The sequence below is a fragment of the Kitasatospora sp. NPDC059646 genome (assembly GCF_042734615.1).
In the GTDB taxonomy this organism is placed as follows: domain Bacteria; phylum Actinomycetota; class Actinomycetes; order Streptomycetales; family Streptomycetaceae; genus Kitasatospora.
The window spans coordinates 1-15,790 of sequence record NZ_JBHWDS010000093.1; the positions used below are offsets into that span (position 1 = coordinate 1).

General features: G+C 74.6%; 13 protein-coding genes and 1 tRNA gene. 6 read left to right on the forward strand and 8 right to left on the reverse strand.

What is annotated here, in order from left to right; all coding sequences use genetic code 11:
- Positions 1 to 1,304 (reverse strand): heavy metal translocating P-type ATPase (locus tag ACFV1L_RS35675; protein WP_380374304.1); only part of this gene is annotated, 1,304 nt, incomplete at its 3' end.
- A gap of 64 nt (positions 1,305 to 1,368) precedes the next feature.
- Positions 1,369 to 1,587: a heavy-metal-associated domain-containing protein gene (locus ACFV1L_RS35680; RefSeq protein WP_380374306.1), complete on the reverse strand. Its 219-nt coding sequence runs from the start codon at positions 1,585 to 1,587 to the stop codon at positions 1,369 to 1,371.
- Between the two features lie 158 nt (positions 1,588 to 1,745).
- On the opposite strand from ACFV1L_RS35680, the gene ACFV1L_RS35685 reads away from it, so the two are divergent.
- Positions 1,746 to 2,945, forward strand: coding sequence for a PP2C family protein-serine/threonine phosphatase (locus ACFV1L_RS35685; protein WP_380374308.1), 1,200 nt, complete (start codon positions 1,746 to 1,748; stop codon positions 2,943 to 2,945).
- Here ACFV1L_RS35685 and ACFV1L_RS35690 read toward each other — a convergent pair.
- On the reverse strand, positions 2,927 to 4,615 hold the full coding sequence (locus ACFV1L_RS35690) for a bifunctional 3'-5' exonuclease/DNA polymerase (protein WP_380374310.1): 1,689 nt from the start codon (positions 4,613 to 4,615) through the stop codon (positions 2,927 to 2,929). The genes ACFV1L_RS35685 and ACFV1L_RS35690 overlap by 19 nt on opposite strands.
- A 145-nt stretch (positions 4,616 to 4,760) precedes the next feature.
- Here ACFV1L_RS35690 and ACFV1L_RS35695 point away from each other — a divergent pair, with 145 nt between their 5' ends.
- Positions 4,761 to 6,785: a M3 family metallopeptidase gene (locus ACFV1L_RS35695; protein WP_380374312.1), complete on the forward strand. Its 2,025-nt coding sequence runs from the start codon at positions 4,761 to 4,763 to the stop codon at positions 6,783 to 6,785.
- A gap of 57 nt (positions 6,786 to 6,842) precedes the next feature.
- Here the strand turns inward: ACFV1L_RS35695 and ACFV1L_RS35700 are convergent, their stop codons facing one another.
- Both ACFV1L_RS35700 and ACFV1L_RS35705 read right to left on the reverse strand, forming a co-directional pair.
- Positions 6,843 to 8,033 (reverse strand): glycoside hydrolase family 5 protein, encoded by a 1,191-nt coding sequence (locus tag ACFV1L_RS35700; RefSeq protein WP_380374315.1) that lies wholly within the window; start codon positions 8,031 to 8,033, stop codon positions 6,843 to 6,845.
- A gap of 104 nt (positions 8,034 to 8,137) precedes the next feature.
- Positions 8,138 to 8,758, reverse strand: coding sequence for a TetR family transcriptional regulator (locus ACFV1L_RS35705; protein WP_380374318.1), 621 nt, complete (start codon positions 8,756 to 8,758; stop codon positions 8,138 to 8,140).
- 162 nt (positions 8,759 to 8,920) lie between these two features.
- Between ACFV1L_RS35705 and ACFV1L_RS35710 the strand changes: the two genes are divergently transcribed.
- Positions 8,921 to 10,138, forward strand: coding sequence for an acyl-CoA dehydrogenase family protein (locus ACFV1L_RS35710; RefSeq protein ID WP_380374320.1), 1,218 nt, complete (start codon positions 8,921 to 8,923; stop codon positions 10,136 to 10,138).
- A gap of 337 nt (positions 10,139 to 10,475) precedes the next feature.
- Here the strand turns inward: ACFV1L_RS35710 and ACFV1L_RS35715 are convergent, their stop codons facing one another.
- Positions 10,476 to 11,300 carry an enoyl-CoA hydratase/isomerase family protein gene (locus tag ACFV1L_RS35715; protein ID WP_380374322.1) on the reverse strand — a complete coding sequence of 275 codons (825 nt, stop codon included), beginning with the start codon at positions 11,298 to 11,300 and terminating at the stop codon, positions 10,476 to 10,478.
- A gap of 78 nt (positions 11,301 to 11,378) precedes the next feature.
- Positions 11,379 to 11,936, reverse strand: a complete 558-nt coding sequence (locus tag ACFV1L_RS35720; RefSeq protein ID WP_380374325.1) for a GNAT family N-acetyltransferase — start codon at positions 11,934 to 11,936, stop codon at positions 11,379 to 11,381.
- Positions 11,937 to 11,999: 63 nt separating this feature from the next.
- Between ACFV1L_RS35720 and ACFV1L_RS35725 the strand changes: the two genes are divergently transcribed.
- A complete protein-coding gene (locus ACFV1L_RS35725) occupies positions 12,000 to 12,614 on the forward strand; it encodes a TetR/AcrR family transcriptional regulator (RefSeq protein WP_380374327.1) in 615 nt (204 codons plus the stop codon).
- Positions 12,615 to 12,693: 79 nt separating this feature from the next.
- Here ACFV1L_RS35725 and ACFV1L_RS35730 read toward each other — a convergent pair.
- Positions 12,694 to 12,766: transfer RNA gene (locus tag ACFV1L_RS35730), tRNA-Arg, on the reverse strand.
- Between the two features lie 620 nt (positions 12,767 to 13,386).
- Between ACFV1L_RS35730 and ACFV1L_RS35735 the strand changes: the two genes are divergently transcribed.
- Both ACFV1L_RS35735 and ACFV1L_RS35740 read left to right on the forward strand, forming a co-directional pair.
- Complete coding sequence (locus ACFV1L_RS35735; protein WP_380374330.1) at positions 13,387 to 14,043, forward strand: single-stranded DNA-binding protein; 657 nt, start codon at positions 13,387 to 13,389, stop codon at positions 14,041 to 14,043.
- Positions 14,044 to 14,360: 317 nt separating this feature from the next.
- Entirely contained in the window at positions 14,361 to 15,731 is a 1,371-nt protein-coding gene (locus ACFV1L_RS35740; protein WP_380374332.1) for a Cys-Gln thioester bond-forming surface protein, read from the forward strand.
- Positions 15,732 to 15,790: the final 59 nt, after the last annotated feature.

The window sequence follows — 15,790 nt, forward strand, 5'->3', positions numbered from 1 at the left end:
TTCTCCAGCACCTCGGGGCCCTTGATCAGGATGCCGAGCTGGGCGCCGCGGCCGGTGCCGACCAGCAGGGCGGTCGGGGTGGCCAGGCCCAGGGCGCAGGGGCAGGCGATGATCAGCACCGCGACGGCCGCGGTGAACGCCCCGGCGGTGTTGCCGGAGGCCACCAGCCGGGCGGCCAGGGTGCCGAGGGCGATCAGCACGACGGCCGGCACGAACACGCCGGAGATCCGGTCGGCGAGGCGCTGGGCGGCGGCCTTGCCGTTCTGCGCGTCCTCGACCAGCTTCGCGATCTGCGCGAGCCGGGTGTCCGCGCCGATCCGGGTGGCCTCGACCACCAGCCGTCCACCGGCGTTCACGGTCGCGCCGGTGACGGGGTCGCCGACGGCCACCTCGACCGGCACGGACTCGCCGGTCAGCATCGAGGCGTCCACTGCGGAGCTGCCCTCGACCACCGTGCCGTCGGTGGCGATCTTCTCGCCGGGGCGGACCACGAACCGGTCCCCGACCGCCAGTTGGGCGATCGGCAGCCGCACCTCGCGGCCGGCGCGGAGCACCGACACGTCCTTCGCGCCGAGGTCGAGCAGGGCGTGCAGCGCGGCGCCCGCGCGGCGCTTGGAGCGGTCCTCCAGCCGGCGGCCGAGCAGGATCAGGGTGGTGACGGCGGCCGCGGTCTCCAGGTAGAGGGTGGAGGAGGCGTCGGCGGGGCCGGCGGTGAAGGCGAAGGAGTGCCGCATGCCGGGCATCCCGGCGTCCCCCAGGAACAGTGCCCACACGGACCAGCCGAAGGCGGCCAGGGTGCCGAGCGAGACCAGGGTGTCCATGGTGGCGGCGCCGTGCCGGGCGTTGGTCCAGGCGGCGCGGTGGAACGGCCATCCGCCGTACACCACGACGGGTCCGGTGAGGGCGAAGGCCAGCCACTGCCAGTTGTCGAACTGCAGGGCCGGGACCATCGAGAGCAGCACCACGGGGATGCTGAGCGCGGCGCTGATCAGCAGCCGGTCGCGCAGCGGGTCGCGTTCCGGCGAGGGCTCGGCCCCGGGTTCCGGGGCTGCGGGCTCGGGCGGGAGTTCGGCGGTGTAGCCGGTCCGCTCGACGGTGGCGATCAGGTCGGCGACGGTGACGCCGGGGCCGAAGTCCACCCGGGCCCTTCCGGTCGCGAAGTTGACGCCGGCGGCGACGCCGTCGAGTCGGTTCAGCTTCTTCTCGATCCGGGCGGCGCAGGACGCGCAGGTCATGCCGCCGATCGACAGCTCGACGCGGTCCCGGTGCCCCGCCGGGGCGGCGGGATCGGTGGTGGTGCTCATCGGCTCGTTCTTCCTGCCGGCGGTGCTGGGCGCCGGGACGGCCGTGGGCCGCCCCGGCGGGCGGTCAGGCGGCCCGGCCGATCAGTTCGTAGCCGGCCTCGTCGACGGCGGCGGCGATCTGCTCGTCGCTGAGCGCGGGCTCGGCGGTCACGGTGACGGTGCCGGCCTTGGCGTCCGAGGAGACCGCGGTGACGCCCGGCAGGGCGGAGACCTCGCCGTTGATGGCCTTCTCGCAGTGGCCGCAGCTCATGCCGGCGACGGTGTAGGTGACGGTGCTGGACATGGGGACCTCCGGACGCTCGCTGCTGGTACGACAGAGAACACCATACCCCCCTGGGGTATTCCGTCCAGGGTGGGGCCTCCCGCCGGCGCAACCCGGGACCCCCACCCGAGCGTAGTCCGGACGGAGCACGGCCGATGAACGTCCGATATGTTCGGAACATGGCCTTCTGGCGCCGGGACCGTCCGGCGGGCACCGGGGACGGCGCACCGCCGCCCACCCGCCGCCGGACCGCGCTGCTCGCCGCCGACCTGCAGGACATCTCCCCGCTGCGCCGGGCCGCGCCCTCGCTGCTGGCCGTCGCCGGGGTGGTCCTCGCCGACCTGCTGGCCGGGCCGAACACCTACCTCGCGCCGCTGATGGCGGTCGTGCCGTCCATCGCCGCACTCACCCTCAAGCCCCGCGAACTGCTGCTGGTCTGCCTGTTCGGCCTGGTGGTGATGTTCGGCCTCAACCACTACTTCGACCGGGTCGGCGACCCGTCCGACAGCCGCTTCCTGTTCGGCGCGACGGTCAGCTACATCGTGGTGAGCGCGTTCAGCGCCTGGGTCGCCGAGCTGCGAATGCGGCGCGCCGCGGCGTTCGCCGCCGTCAGCTCCGTGGCGGAGGCCGCCCAGCGGGCGCTGCTGAGCCACCCCGAACCGGCCGTCGGGCCGCTGCGGCTCGCCGTGCGCTACGTCTCCGCCGCGGACGCCGCCCGGATCGGCGGCGACCTGTACTCCGTCCTGGACACCCCGCACGGCACCCGGGTGCTGGTCGGCGACGTCCGCGGCAAGGGCCTCGGCGCGGTGCACACCGCCGCCGTGGTGCTCGGCGCGTTCCGGGAGGCCGCGTACGACGAGGCCGGGCTGCCCGCCGTCGCCGCCCGGATCGAGGCCAGCATGCACCGGCACGTCGCCGACGGGGAGTTCACCACCGCGCTGCTCGCCGAGTTCCGCGACCCCGGGCGGATCGACCTGCTGCACCTCGGCCACGTCCCGCCGGTGCGGGTCCGCGCCGACGGCCGCACCGACGTGCTGGAGGCCGACGACCCGTGGCTGCCGCTCGGCCTCGCCGACCTCGCCACCGGCCGGCCCCGGTCCGGCAGCGTCCCGTTCGGCCCGCAGGACGTCCTGGTGCTGTGCACCGACGGCGTCGTCGAGGCCCGGCGCCGCGGCGACGGCTCCTTCTACCCGCTCGCCGACCGGGCCGGCCCGCTCGTCAAGGACGGCTGGCGCTCACCCGCCGACCTGGAGGCCGCCGTCGGCGGGCTCTACGCCGACCTGCTGCTGCACACCGGCGGCGAACTCGCCGACGACGCCCTGCTGCTGCTGATCACCCGGCCCGGCGACCGGCCGGACGGTCACTTCGCGTCGCCGTAGCAGTCCACCACGGCCGTGCTGAGCGGGAACCGGACCGGGGTGTCGCCGAAGACCAGGGCGGTCGCCTCCTCGGCGGACTCGGCGACGGCGGCGGCGACCGCGTCGGCCAGGTCCGCGGGGGTGTGGACGACCACCTCGTCGTGCTGGAAGAACACCAGGTGCGGCCGGTCCGCGCCGGAGTGCAGCGCGGACAGCCGGCGGCGCAGCGCGGCCAGCAGGGCCAGCGCCCAGTCGGCGCCGCTGCCCTGGATGACGAAGTTGCGGGTGAACCGGCCGCGGGCGCGGGCCGAGCGGCCGCCCGCCTCACCGGACTCCGGGGCCTCGGTGAGGTCCAGCCAGTCCGCCGACGGCGGCGGGCAGACCCGGCCCAGGCGGGAGGAGACCACGCCGCCGTCCTCGCCGGTGCGGGCCGCGGCCTCGACGTAGCCCATCGCGTCCGGGTAGCGGCGGCGCAGCGTGTTCAGCAGCGGGCCGATGCCGCCGCCGGTCTGGCCGTACATCGCGCCCAGCAGGCCCAGCTTGGCCTTCTCCCGGTCGCCCTGGAACGCGGTGGCGGCGAGCGCCGCGTACAGGTCGCCGCCGGCGGCGGTGCGGGCCAGGCCGCGGTCGCCGGACAGCGCGGCCAGGACCCGCGGCTCCAGCTGCGCGGCGTCCGCGACCACCAGCAGCCAGCCCGGGTCGGCGACCACGGCCCGGCGCAGGGTGCGCGGGATCTGCAGCGCGCCGCCGCCGCGGGACGCCCAGCGGCCGGTGACCACGCCGCCGACCACGTACTCGGGGCGGAACCGGCCGCCGCGCGCCCACTGCGCCTGCCAGGCCCAGCCGTGCGCGGCGTGCAGCCGGGACAGCTCCTTGTACCTGACCATCAGGGCCGCCGCCGGGTGGTCGACCGCCTTCAGCTCCCAGGACCGGGTCGAGGACAGCTGGACGCCCCGCTCGGCGAACGCCCGGATCACCTGCGTGTGCGAGTCCAGGTTGAACGGCCGCGCGCCCAGGGCCTGCTGCACCTCGACGGCGAGCTCGGACAGCCGCGACGGCAGCAGGCCCGGAATGGCCGGGCGCGGGCCGAGCAGCTCGGTCAGCAGCGCGTCGTGCACGTCCGCGCGCCAGGGCAGCCCGTCGTGCGCCATCTCGCAGGCCAGCAGCGCGCCCGCCGACTCGGCCGCCACCAGCAGCCGGAACCGGGACCGGGCCACCGGGTCGGCGATCTCCGCGAGTCGCCGCAGCTGCTCCGCGTGGACGGCCACGGTGGCCTCCAACGCGTCCGTGCCGGGCGGCAGTTGGAGCCGGTCGGGGGCGAACAGGCCGTCCTCGTCGGGCAGCGCGCCCTCCGGCAGGTCGGCCGGCACCGGCAGCCCGCGCAGCCGCGCCCAGGCCGCGCCCAGTGAGCGCGGCGCCCCGAACCGGCCCTCCCGGCCGAGCAGCAGCGCCTCGGTCAGCCGCAGGTCGTGGCAGCGCGCCACCCGGTCGGGCAGCGCGCCCAGCAGCGGGCCGTACGCGGTGTCGGCCGTCGGCCACACCCAGCGCGGCGCGTGCCGCGCCTCCACCGCGGCCACCGCCTCGGCCAGCCGGGGCACCTGCTCGGCCGGGCCGAGCGGGGCGCCGTCCTCGGACAGCGGGCGCAGCCGGCCGCCCGGGCCGTGCGGGTCGGGCACCAGGGCGTAGCGCACGGGCGGCGGTTCCTCTCGGTTCGGTGCGGGGCGGTGGACCTTCCGACGGTAGCCGGTGGCTCCGACAGGCGCGGCGTACGCCGGTCCGGCGCAGGTGGGGAAACGGTGTTCCGCGCGGGCCCGGCGCCCCGTAGGGTCGGCCAACATGAGCGACAATCCCTTCTTCGCGCCCAGCACCCTGGCGTACGAGCTCCCGCCCTTCGCCGAGATCCGGGAAGAGCACTACCGTCCGGCGTTCGAGCGGGGCATGGCCGACCAACTCGCCGAGGTCGCCGCGATCGTCGCCGACCCGGAGCCGCCGACCTTCGCCAACACGGTGGTCGCGCTGGAGCGGTCCGGCGCGGTGCTGCGTCGGGTGTTCGTGGTGTTCGAGAACCAGGACTCCTCCGACACCACCCCCGGCATCCAGCAGCTCGACGCCGAGATCAGCCCGCTGCTGGCCGCGCACTCCGACGCCATCCACCTCGACGCGGGCCTGTTCGCCCGCCTCGACACGCTGTACCGCACCCGCCACGAACTCGGCCTGGACGCCGAGTCGCTGCGCCTGCTGGAGCGCCACCACACCGCCTTCGTCCGGGCCGGCGCCCGGCTCGACGAGGCCGGCCAGCAACGGCTGCGCGAGATCAACACGCAACTCGCCGCCGACGCCGCCGCGTTCCGCAAGAACACCCACGAGGCCTCGCTGGCCGGCGCCATCACCGTGGACAGCGCCGACGCCCTCGACGGGCTGCCCGCCACCGCGGTCGCCGCCGCCGCGGAGAACGCCCGCGCGCTCGGCCAGGACGGCCGCTGGGTGCTCAGCCTGAAGAACTTCTCCAACCAGACCGAGCTCGCCCAGCTCACCGACCGGGCCCTGCGCGAGCGCCTGCTCACCGCGTCGCTGCGGCGCGGCCTGGACACCAACGGCCCGCTGGCCGCCCGGATGGCCGCGCTGCGCGCCGAACGCGCCGCGCTGCTCGGGTACGACAGCCACGCCGCGTACGTGGTCGCCGACGAGACCGCCGGCACCGTCGAGGCGGTCGGCGCGATGCTCGGCCGCCTGGTCGGCCCCGCCGTCGCCAACGCGGAGCGCGAGGCCGCCGAGCTGGCGGCCGCCGCGGCCGCCGACGGCGTCGCCGAACTCGCCGCGCACGACTGGGCGTTCTACGCGGAGAAGGTCCGTGCCGAGCGTTACGACGTGGACACCGCGGCGCTGCGCCCGTACTTCGAACTGGAGCGGGTGCTCCAGGACGGCGTGTTCTTCGCGGCCGGCCTGGCGTACGGGGTGCGGTTCACCGAGCGGCCGGAGCTGACGGCCCATCACCCCGACGCGCGGGTGTTCGAGGTGACGGACGCGGACGGCTCCGAGCTGGGCCTGTTCATCGGGGACTTCTACGCCCGCGAGTCCAAGCGCGGCGGCGCGTGGATGAACGAACTGGTGTCACAGTCCAGGCTGTTGGGCCGCAAGCCGGTGGTGGTCAACAACTCGAACATCGTCCGCCCGGCGGCCGGCGAGCCGGCGCTGCTCAGCTGGGACGAGGTCCGGACGCTGTTCCACGAGTTCGGGCACGCGCTGCACGGCCTGTTCTCGGACGTCGAGTACCCGCTGTTCGCGGGCACCGAGGTGCCCCGCGACTTCGTCGAGTTCCCGTCCCAGGTCAACGAGATGTGGATGGTCCGGCCCGAGGTGCTGGCCAACTACGCCCGCCACCACGTCACCGGGGAGCCGCTGGACGCCGAGGTGGTGGAGCGGATGCTCGCCGCCGAGAACTACGGGCAGGGCTTCCGCACCGTCGAGTACCTGGCCGCGGCGCTGCTCGACTGGGCGTGGCACACGCTGCCCGCCGGGACGGTCGTGGACGACGCGGAGGCGTTCGAGGCGCGGGCGCTCGCCGAGGCGGGCGTGGCGATGGCGACGGTGCCGCCGCGCTACCGGACCGGGTACTTCAACCACGTGTTCTCGAACGGGTACAGCGCCGGGTACTACGCGTACATCTGGTCGGAGGTGCTGGACGCGGAGACGGTGGAGTGGTTCGGCGGCAACGGGCGACCCGTGCGGGAGAGCGGCGAGCTGTTCCGGGCCGAACTGCTGTCGCGCGGCGGCAGCCGGGACGCGATGGAGTGCGTGCGGGCGGTGCTGGGGCGGGAGCCCTCGATCGAGCCGCTGCTGGTGCGGCGCGGCCTGGTGTAGCGGCCCGGCCGCCGGCGGTTCCCCGCGCCCCGGGCTCCGGGGCGCGGGAGCGGGCGGCTACTTCGGGAACACGGGGCCGTAGCCGGGCGCGGGGGCGCCGGTGGGGGTGAGCGCGCAGTAGCCGCCGGTGCCGCGGCACCAGTACCACATGGTCCAGGCGGCGGCGAAGCCGTTCATCGCGGTGATCTGACGGCGGATCAGTTCGGCGTTGCCGGGCGTGGCGGCGCTGGGCGGGCCCCACTCGCCGACCAGGACCGGCAGGCGGTTCGCGCGCGGGTAGGCGGTGATGGCGTCGGTGTAGGCCTCGACGAAGCCGCCGGACGGGTCCCAGTCGCGGCCGGCCTCGACGGCGGTGTCGTAGAAGTGCGGGGCGTAGCCGATCCGGTCGGCGCCGGGGCGGGGGTCGGCGAAGGCGGGGAGCCGGGTGGGGACGCCCTGGCCGACCAGGACGGTGGGTTCGACGAACAGCCAGGCGTCGCGGTCGACCTGACGGACCGCCGCGATCAGGCGGCGGTACATGGCGGGGAGCCGGCCCTGTTCGAGGGCGGCGGCGGAGGCGGCCAGGACGGCCGGGTCGGTGGGGTCGCCGTCGACCGGGCCGAACGGCTCGTTGAACAGGTCGTAGCCCAGCAGGGCGCGGTGGCCGCGCAGTTCGCGGGCGACGGTGGTGTACAGGTCGGCCTGGGCGCGCTGCAGGTCGCGGTCGTCGTACAGGTGGCGGAAGGCGGCCTGGACGGCGGGCTGGAAGTAGCCGGCGAACCAGTCGTCGGGGTCGGGCGTGAACGGCAGGCCGTCGTCGCGGGTGGCCCAGGCGGGGGCGCCGCCGTCGCCGCCGCCGAAGTACTGCCCGTAGACGTCCTGGTGGAAGTCGACGACGGCGTACAGGCGGTACTTCTCGGCCCAGTCCAGGATGCGGTGCAGGCGGGCGAGTTGGGCCCGGTCGTAGCGGCCGGGGGCGGGTTCGAGGCGGGCCCAGGAGACGGCGACGCGGATCAGGCCGAAGCCGTGCGCGGCGAGGTCGCGCAGGTCGGCCTCGGTGGTCTCGTCGTACTTGTCGAGGTTGAAGCCGCGCAGGTCGAGGACCCGGCCGTGCCGGTCGGTGAAGGCGGTGCGGCCGTCGGCGAGGGTGGTCGAGGAGACCTTGCGGGCGTCGAACGGGCCGCGGTCGGCGGGCGGGCCGGCCGAGACGGTGCCGAGGACGGCGGCGGCGGTGAGCAGCAGGGCGGCGGCGGAGCGGCGGACGCGCACGGGGCACCTCGCGGCGGGGTGGGGGAGGGAGTGGGCCGATCCTGCCCGGAGCCACCCCCGCCGCACAAGAGGTGAGACATGCTCATGTTTGACGGGGCGGCACCTCAGCCCTCCGTGCGGGGCTCCGGGGCGGCCAGCATCGGCGGCAGGTCGGCGGCGGCCGACAGCCGGCCCCAGAGCAGGTCGGCGAGGGCCTGCACCATCCGGGCCCGCGGACAGGGCCTGGTCTCCAGCCACCAGTCGCCGGCCGCCAGCACCATGCCGGTGATCGAGCGCCCCCAGGTCTCGGAGAGCAGCGGCCCGTCCTGGCCGAGGTCGACCTGCTGCTGGATGGCGCGGGTGATCTCCTCGGCGATCTGCCGCAGTGCGGGCGCCAGCGCGTTGCCCGCGCCGGTGGGGTCGCCGGGCTCCGGGTGGGTGAGCAGCCGGTACACCTGCGGGCGGGCCTCGATCGCGGCCAGGTAGATGTCCAGGACGTGCTCGACCCGGTCGCGGCGCTCCAGCGGCTCGTTGAGCGCCGCCCGGACGGCGGCCAGCAGCCCCGAGGTGTGACGCTCCGTCAGTGCGCCGATCAGGCCGTTCCGGTCGCCGAAGTGCCGGTACAGGATGGGCTTGGTGATGCCCGCCTCGGCGGCGATCGCGTTCATGCTGGCGCCCGGGCCCTCGCGCTGGACCACCCGGTCGGCGGCGTTGAGCAGTTGTTCGCGGCGGGGTTCGGTGGTCATGCGCTGCTCCTCGTGCGGCGACGTGCGGCGATGTGCGGCGGATCCGGGACGGGCGTTGACACCGGTTACCTATCGGTAGCAGACTCCCCACCATGTTACCGGAGGTAACAGCGCAGTGGCGCGGACGCTCCGGCCCGCATCCCCGTCTCCTGGAGGCCGATCATGACCACCTTCTCGCTCGACCCCGGGCCGGACCAGATCGCCGTCCGCGACTGGCTGCACGGCTTCGCCGCCGACGTCGTCCGCCCGGCCGCGGCCGAGTGGGACGAGCGCGAGGAGACCCCCTGGCCGATCATCCAGGAGGCCGCCAAGCTCGGCATCTACTCGCTCGACTTCTACGCCCAGCAGTTCTTCGACCCGTCCGGCGTCGGCATCCCGATCGCCATGGAGGAACTGTTCTGGGGCGACGCCGGCATCGGCCTCGCCATCACCGGCACCACCCTGGCCGCCGTCGCGGTGCTCGCCAACGGCACCGACGAGCAGATCGGCACCTGGGCGCCGCAGATGTTCGGCACCCCCGACGACGTCAAGGTCGCCGCGTTCTGCTCCTCCGAGCCCGACGCCGGCTCCGACGTCTCCGCGCTGCGCACCCGCGCCGTCTACGACCAGGCCAAGGACGAGTGGGTGCTCAACGGCACCAAGACCTGGGCCACCAACGGCGGCATCGCGCACGTCCACGTGGTCGTCGCCACCGTCGACCCCGAACTGGGCGCCCGCGGCCAGGCGTCCTTCCTGATCCCGCCCGGCACCAAGGGCCTCAGCCAGGGCCAGAAGTTCAAGAAGCACGGCATCCGTGCGTCGCACACCGCCGAGGTCGTCCTCGACGACGTCCGGATCCCCGGCCACTGCCTGCTGGGCGGCAAGGAGAAGCTGGACGCCCGGCTGGCGCGCGCCCGCGAAGGCGCCAAGGGCGGCGGCAAGAACGCAGCGATGGCCACCTTCGAGGCCTCCCGCCCCGCCGTCGGCGCACAGGCCATCGGCATCGCCCGCGCCGCGTACGAGGTCGCCCTCGACTACGCCAAGACCCGCGTCCAGTTCGGCAGGCCGATCATCGAGAACCAGGGCGTCGCCTTCCAGTTGGCCGACATGAAGACCCGCATCGACGCCGCCCGGCTGCTGGTCTGGCGGGCCTCCTGGATGGCCGTCAACAACCAGCCGTTCACCAACGCCGAAGGCTCGATGTCCAAGCTGTACGCGGGCGAGACCGCCAAGTTCGTCACCGCGCAGGCCATGCAGATCCTCGGCGGCAACGGCTTCACCCGCGAGTACCCCGTCGAGCGGATGCACCGCGACAGCGCGATCTACACCGTGTTCGAGGGCACCAGCGAGATCCAGCGCCTGGTCATCGCCCGCGCCATCTCGGGCGCACCCATCCGCTGACGGCCCGTCAGCGACCCGGAAGGCCGGCCCGGCGGAGCAGCCGCCACGGGCCGGGCGCGGCCGCGGTGCAGACGATCGCACCGGCGAGGAGCCCATCGCCGGCACGGGTCCGGCAGCGGTGCTGCCCGGCATGCCGGTCCTCGACGGTGACCCGGCGCAGGCCGGGGCAGGGGAATTCGGATCCGTGGCAGCGCGGCGAACGCCGCTCGGCCCGGTCGGCCGTGGCGGCCCGCGCCGATCAGCGGCAGCACCGTTCGGCCGGGGCGGGATTCGCGGGGCGACGAGCCGTCGGCGGAGATCGTGCAGCACTGCCGGCGGCCCCGGCCCGCAGGGCCGCTCAGAACGAGGGCTCGCGCCGCTCCAGGAACGCCGCCAGGCCCTCCCGGGCGTCCGGGGCGGTGCGGGAGGCGCGCTCCCACGGCGCGATCGCGGCCGCCGCGGCGTCCGGTGCGACGGAGAGGGCGGCCTTCACCGCGCCGATGGTCTGCGGGGAACGGTGGGTGAGGAGGCGGGCGAAGTCCCTTGCGCGGGCGTCGAGTTCGGCGGGCGGCAGGACCTCGTCGAGGAGCCCGAAGCGTTCGGCGCGGGCGGCCGGGACCAACTCGCCGGAGAACAGCAGGTACTTGGCGCGGGCCGGGCCGACCAGGGCGGCCAGGCGGAGGGTGGGGGCGGCCGGGTAGACCACGCCGAGCCTGGCCGGGGTGATGCCGAGGCGGGCGTCCTCGGCGGCGAAGCGCAGGTCGCAGGCGACGGCCAGCTGGCAGCCGCCGCCCACGCAGGCGCCCCGGACCACCGCCAGGGTCGGCCGGGGGAAGGCCGCCAGCGCCTCCTCGGCCGCCACGTTCTGCGCGTGGTACGCGTCCGCGGACGCCGGGTCGGCGTACACCTCGGCGAGTTCCGCGATGTCCGCACCCGCGGAGAAGGTGCCCTCCGCGCCCGTCAGCAGCAGCGCCCGCACGTCGGAGCGTCCGCCGAGCCCGGCCAGCAGGTCCGGCAGCGCCCGCCACATCGCGCCGGTCACCGCGTTGCGGCGCTTCGGCCGGTCCAGCAGCACCGTCGCCACCCGGTCCTCGCCCACCCAGCAGCGCAGGCCGTCCGCACCGGTCGGCAGTTCGGCGTCCCCGGGGCCCGGGCGGTCGAGCGGACGGGTGCTCGCGGACATCACGGCCTCCGGGAAGGAGCTGAGGGGACGGACCGCCAGCCTTCCACAGCGCGCCGGGCGTTCACCATGTGACGCGGATCAAGCCGAGGCGCGAAGCTCCCGCCACTCCGGCGCCAGCATCGACCAGACCTCCAGGTCCAGCCGCTCGCCGTGGTGCTCGGTCGCCCGGCGCATCGTCCCGTCCAGCGTCATGCCCAGCCGCCGGGCCACGGCGCGACTGGCCGGGTTCACCGTGGAGTTCCACCACTCGGCGCGGTACAGGCCGCGCTCGACCAGCGCGTAGTCCAGCAGGCGCCCGGCGGCGGTGGTGATCAGGCCGCGGCCGCGGCCGGCCGGCTCCGTCCACGCGCCGATCTCGCACACCCCGTCCCGGGTGTCGAACCGGACGAACATCACGCCGCCCACCAGGGTGCCGTCGAGCCAGATCCCGTGGATCCGGCCGGTGTCGGCGGCCTGCTTGTCCGCGTACCGCTGCAGGGTGGCGCGGGCCGAGTCCAGGTCGGTGCTGATGCCCGCCCACGGGATGAACGGGTCGACGGTGGCCCGGGCCCGGTCCATGTGCGCGAGGAACTCCTCGGCCTGCCACGGCTCCAGCGGGCGCAGCTCGGCGTCCTCGGCGAGTGCGACGGTGTACATGGGCGGCCCCTCCGGCGGCGTCACGACATACATAACAAACGTTTGGTAGGTACCCTAGCGCGCATGACACCACCCGCACGCGGAGACCACGAAGCACGCCGCCGGGACGTCTCCGAGGCAGTCCGGCGGGTCCTCGCCGCCCGCGGCTTCGGCGGGCTCACGCTGCGCGCCGTGGCCGCCGAACTCGGCGCCTCCACCGGCCTGCTCACCCACTACTTCCCCAACAAGCGGGCCCTGGTCGCCCACGCGCTGGACGTCCTCGACCGGCAGGCCGCCGACCGGCACCGGCCCGCCACCGCCGAGGCCGCCGCCTCCCGCGGCCTGCCCGTGCTGCGCGCCGCCCTGCTCGACATCCTGCCGCTCGACGCGGAAGGCGCGGCCGGCAACCGGATCTGGGTCGGCTCCTGGGACGCCGCGCTCACCGACCCCGGACTGACCGAGGAACACGCCGAGCGCTACCGCCGGGCCCGCCGGCGGATGGCCGAACTCTGCGCCGACGCGCAGGAACTGGGCGAACTCCCGGCCGACCGGCCGGCCGCGGACCTCGCCGCGCTGGCCCAGTCCTTCGCGCTCGGCCTGGTGGTGCAGGCGCTGTTCGCACCCGCGGAGTTCCCGGCGGAGCGTCAGCGGGCCCTGCTGGACGACTTCCTGGCCGGACTGGCGGCGGGGGAGCGGTAGGCCGGAGCGGACGGGGCCGGAAAGGGGGTCGGAGGGGAGGCGCTCCCCGGTCTGCCGACCGGTCGGAGTCCGACGTGCGTGCCCCCAGCAGGATTCGAACCTGCGACCTACCGCTTAGAAGGCGGGTGCTCTATCCGCTGAGCTATGGGGGCCGGGGTGTGACCTCGGCCCGCTTGCCGGGCCTGGGCCGGGACGGGATGTTCCGGGACAGGATACGGGTGTTCAGTTCCGCCACCTGGACTTCGAAGACCGAACAGGGGTGTGTCGGCCTCCACGGGGCGGTCCGATAATCGCAGGTAGCGTCCTGGCGCGCAGCGCCCTGCGGGGTCCTGGAGCCGGACGTTGTGCACTCGTTACGGGGCTGTCGCCCCACCCGTTATGCATTCGGCGCGGCAATCCCCCGGTTCGGCCCGCGGGTGGGGGCATGTTTAGGGGTTCCTGCGGCCGGATGACATGGACGGGGCGAGTTGACGCCCACCCGTTCGGGGTTTCGTCGGTGGCGGTGAGGTGTCCTGCGGGTGAGGTGCGGGGGCGCGGGCCCTGGCGTGCAGGTTCTTGTCGTGAACACGCCTCTCAAGTGGTCGGTTGCGGACCGGAAATCGGCGACATTCACTCCCACGAGTTATCCGGGTTTTCCACAGGGCCGGGTTTTCCACAGGAATGCCGAAGCGGCTGGTCCGGATTTCCCGCCGGGCGCAGGATCTACCCGCGACGGAAATTCCGTCGGCGAAAGGCGGACCGGCCCCCGGGCGGCCGGAGAGCGGAGGCGGAAATGGACGGCGCGCTGGTGACGATGGTCGGCAATGCGGCCTCGAATGTGACGTACCGGGAGACGGCCGGCGGGGTGGCCGTCGCGTCCTTCCGGCTGGCCGCGACGGAGCGGCGCTACGACCGGGAGCGCGGCGACTGGGCGGACGGCGAGACCACCTGGGTGACGGTGGTCGCCTGGCGGCGGCTCGCGGTCAATCTGGTCGGTTCGGTCAGCAAAGGGGATCCGGTGCTCGTGAGCGGGCGGCTGCGGGTGCGCGAATGGGGGGAGGAGGGCAGTCGGCGCACCGAGGTCGAGATCGACGCCCGTGCGGTCGGCCACGATCTGACGCGCGGCACGTCCGCCTTCCGTCGCGCCGTGGAGGCCCGGGCGGCGGACGCCAGGACGGAGGCGGCGCAGGGCAGTTCGCCGGCCGAGTGGCCGGCCGCGGCGGGCGGCGGCGCCGGCCGGGGCGGGTCCCGGGCGGTGCGCCTGGTGGAGGAGGCGGTGCCGGAGTGGATCGTCAGGGCGGTGGCGGCCCGCCGGGAGGCCGAGGCGGCGGCCGGCCCGGCGGCCTCGGCGGCGGCTCCGGTCGCCGGTTCGGCGGGCGGCCCGGGCGGCGGGGCCACCGGGGCTGCGGGGCCGGGAGCTTCGGATGTGACGGAGGAGGTTCTGAACTGACGGATTCTGGGCGCCCGAGGCCTCCAGGAGTGCAATCCTGATTGCTTGCGCGGCGCGGCAGTGACTTTATGTCGACTCATCAACTCCCGCTGCTCGTCGGCTCCTTGATAACGAAACAGCCACGATATCGTCCTGATTTGCTACGGGCCCCGAGGGCTCCGGTCGCGTCAATAGGATGCGTCTGGTCCACACACGTGCAGCGGCGCCACAGGGGGTGCCGCTTTGCAGGGGGCGGGTTGCCATCGGCACGTCGCCGCCCGGAGGGATCGCACATGTTCCACAAGCAGGGGCGGGCTGTCTCCCGCATCGTTTCTGTCATGCTCGCGTCCGGTCTGGTCGTCGGCTCCGGCCTGCTGGCCACCGGCGTCGCGGCGGCGGCCGACGGGACCTCCGGCGTGACCGCGAAGCTGCAGGGCGGTGTCCGCTACGGCGAGCAGATCGAGCACGAGGTGAGCCCCGGCCACTGGCTGTCCATTCCCGCCGGGCAGTTCACCCTCGGCGTGGTCGGCACCGAGTCCACGCTGGACGTGTACTGCATCGACCTGCTCAACGACACGCTCAAGAACGCCACCTACCACGAGACCGACTGGGCCTCCACGTCGCTCTCCCAGCCGGAGAAGGTCAAGGCCAAGGCCGGCCCGAAGATCCAGTGGATCCTGGAGCACTCCTTCCCGAACCTCGACGAGGCCGCGCTCTCCAAGGCCTCCGGGATCGACGGCCTGACCAAGGACGACGCCGCCGCCGCCACCCAGGTCGCGATCTGGCACTTCTCCGACCCGAACGTCGCCACCAAGCAGAGCGACAAGTACCCGAAGGCCAAGCAGCTCACCGCCTGGCTGATCGCCCAGGCCGACGCCAAGGGCGGCGCCGAGGAGCCCAAGCCCTCGCTGGCCCTCAACCCCGGCTCGGTCGCGGGCAAGAGCGGCGAGACGCTCGGCCCGATCACCGTCACCACCGGCGGCGGCGCCGCCGACGTGACCGTCGCCCTCGACAAGAAGGGCACCGACGCGGGCGTCACCCTGGTGGACAAGAACGGCGCCGCGGTGAAGACCGCCAAGAACGGCGACCAGCTGTTCGCCAAGGTCCCGGCCGGTGCGAACGCCGGCACCGCGAGCATCACCGCCGACGCCACCGCCACCATCAAGCTCGGCCGCGCGTTCGTCGGCGCCGAGGACGGCAAGCACAGCCAGACGCTGATCCTGGCCGGCAGCAACAAGGTCAAGGTCAACGCGCTCGCCACGCTGGCCTGGGCGCCCACCGGCCCGGTCCCGTCCGCCACCGCCAAGGTCGACTGCACCCAGGGCGCACTGGTCCTCACCGTCGGCAACAAGGGCGACCAGGACTGGAAGTTCACCGTCGGCGGCAAGAACGTCACCGTGAAGCCCGGCACCACCCAGGACGTCACCCTGCCGGTCGCCGAGGACACCGCCTACAACTTCACCGTCACCGGCCCGGGCGGCTTCTCGCAGACCTTCAGCGGCGTGCTGAACTGCAAGACCGACAGCAACACCCTGCCGCCGGCCACCCCGAGCGCCGCCCCGTCGCCCAGCCCGACCGGCCCTGAGCTGGCCTCCACCGGTGGCGGCATGGGCACCGGCATCACCGCCGCCGTCGCCGGCGCGCTGGTCGTCGCCGGTGGCGCCGCGGTCTACGCCCTGCGCCGCCGCGGCCGCCACAGCCGCGCCTGACACCCGCGCTGAACCCTCCCCGGCGCCCGCCGGGGAGGGGGACGGCCCCGCCCCCGTAC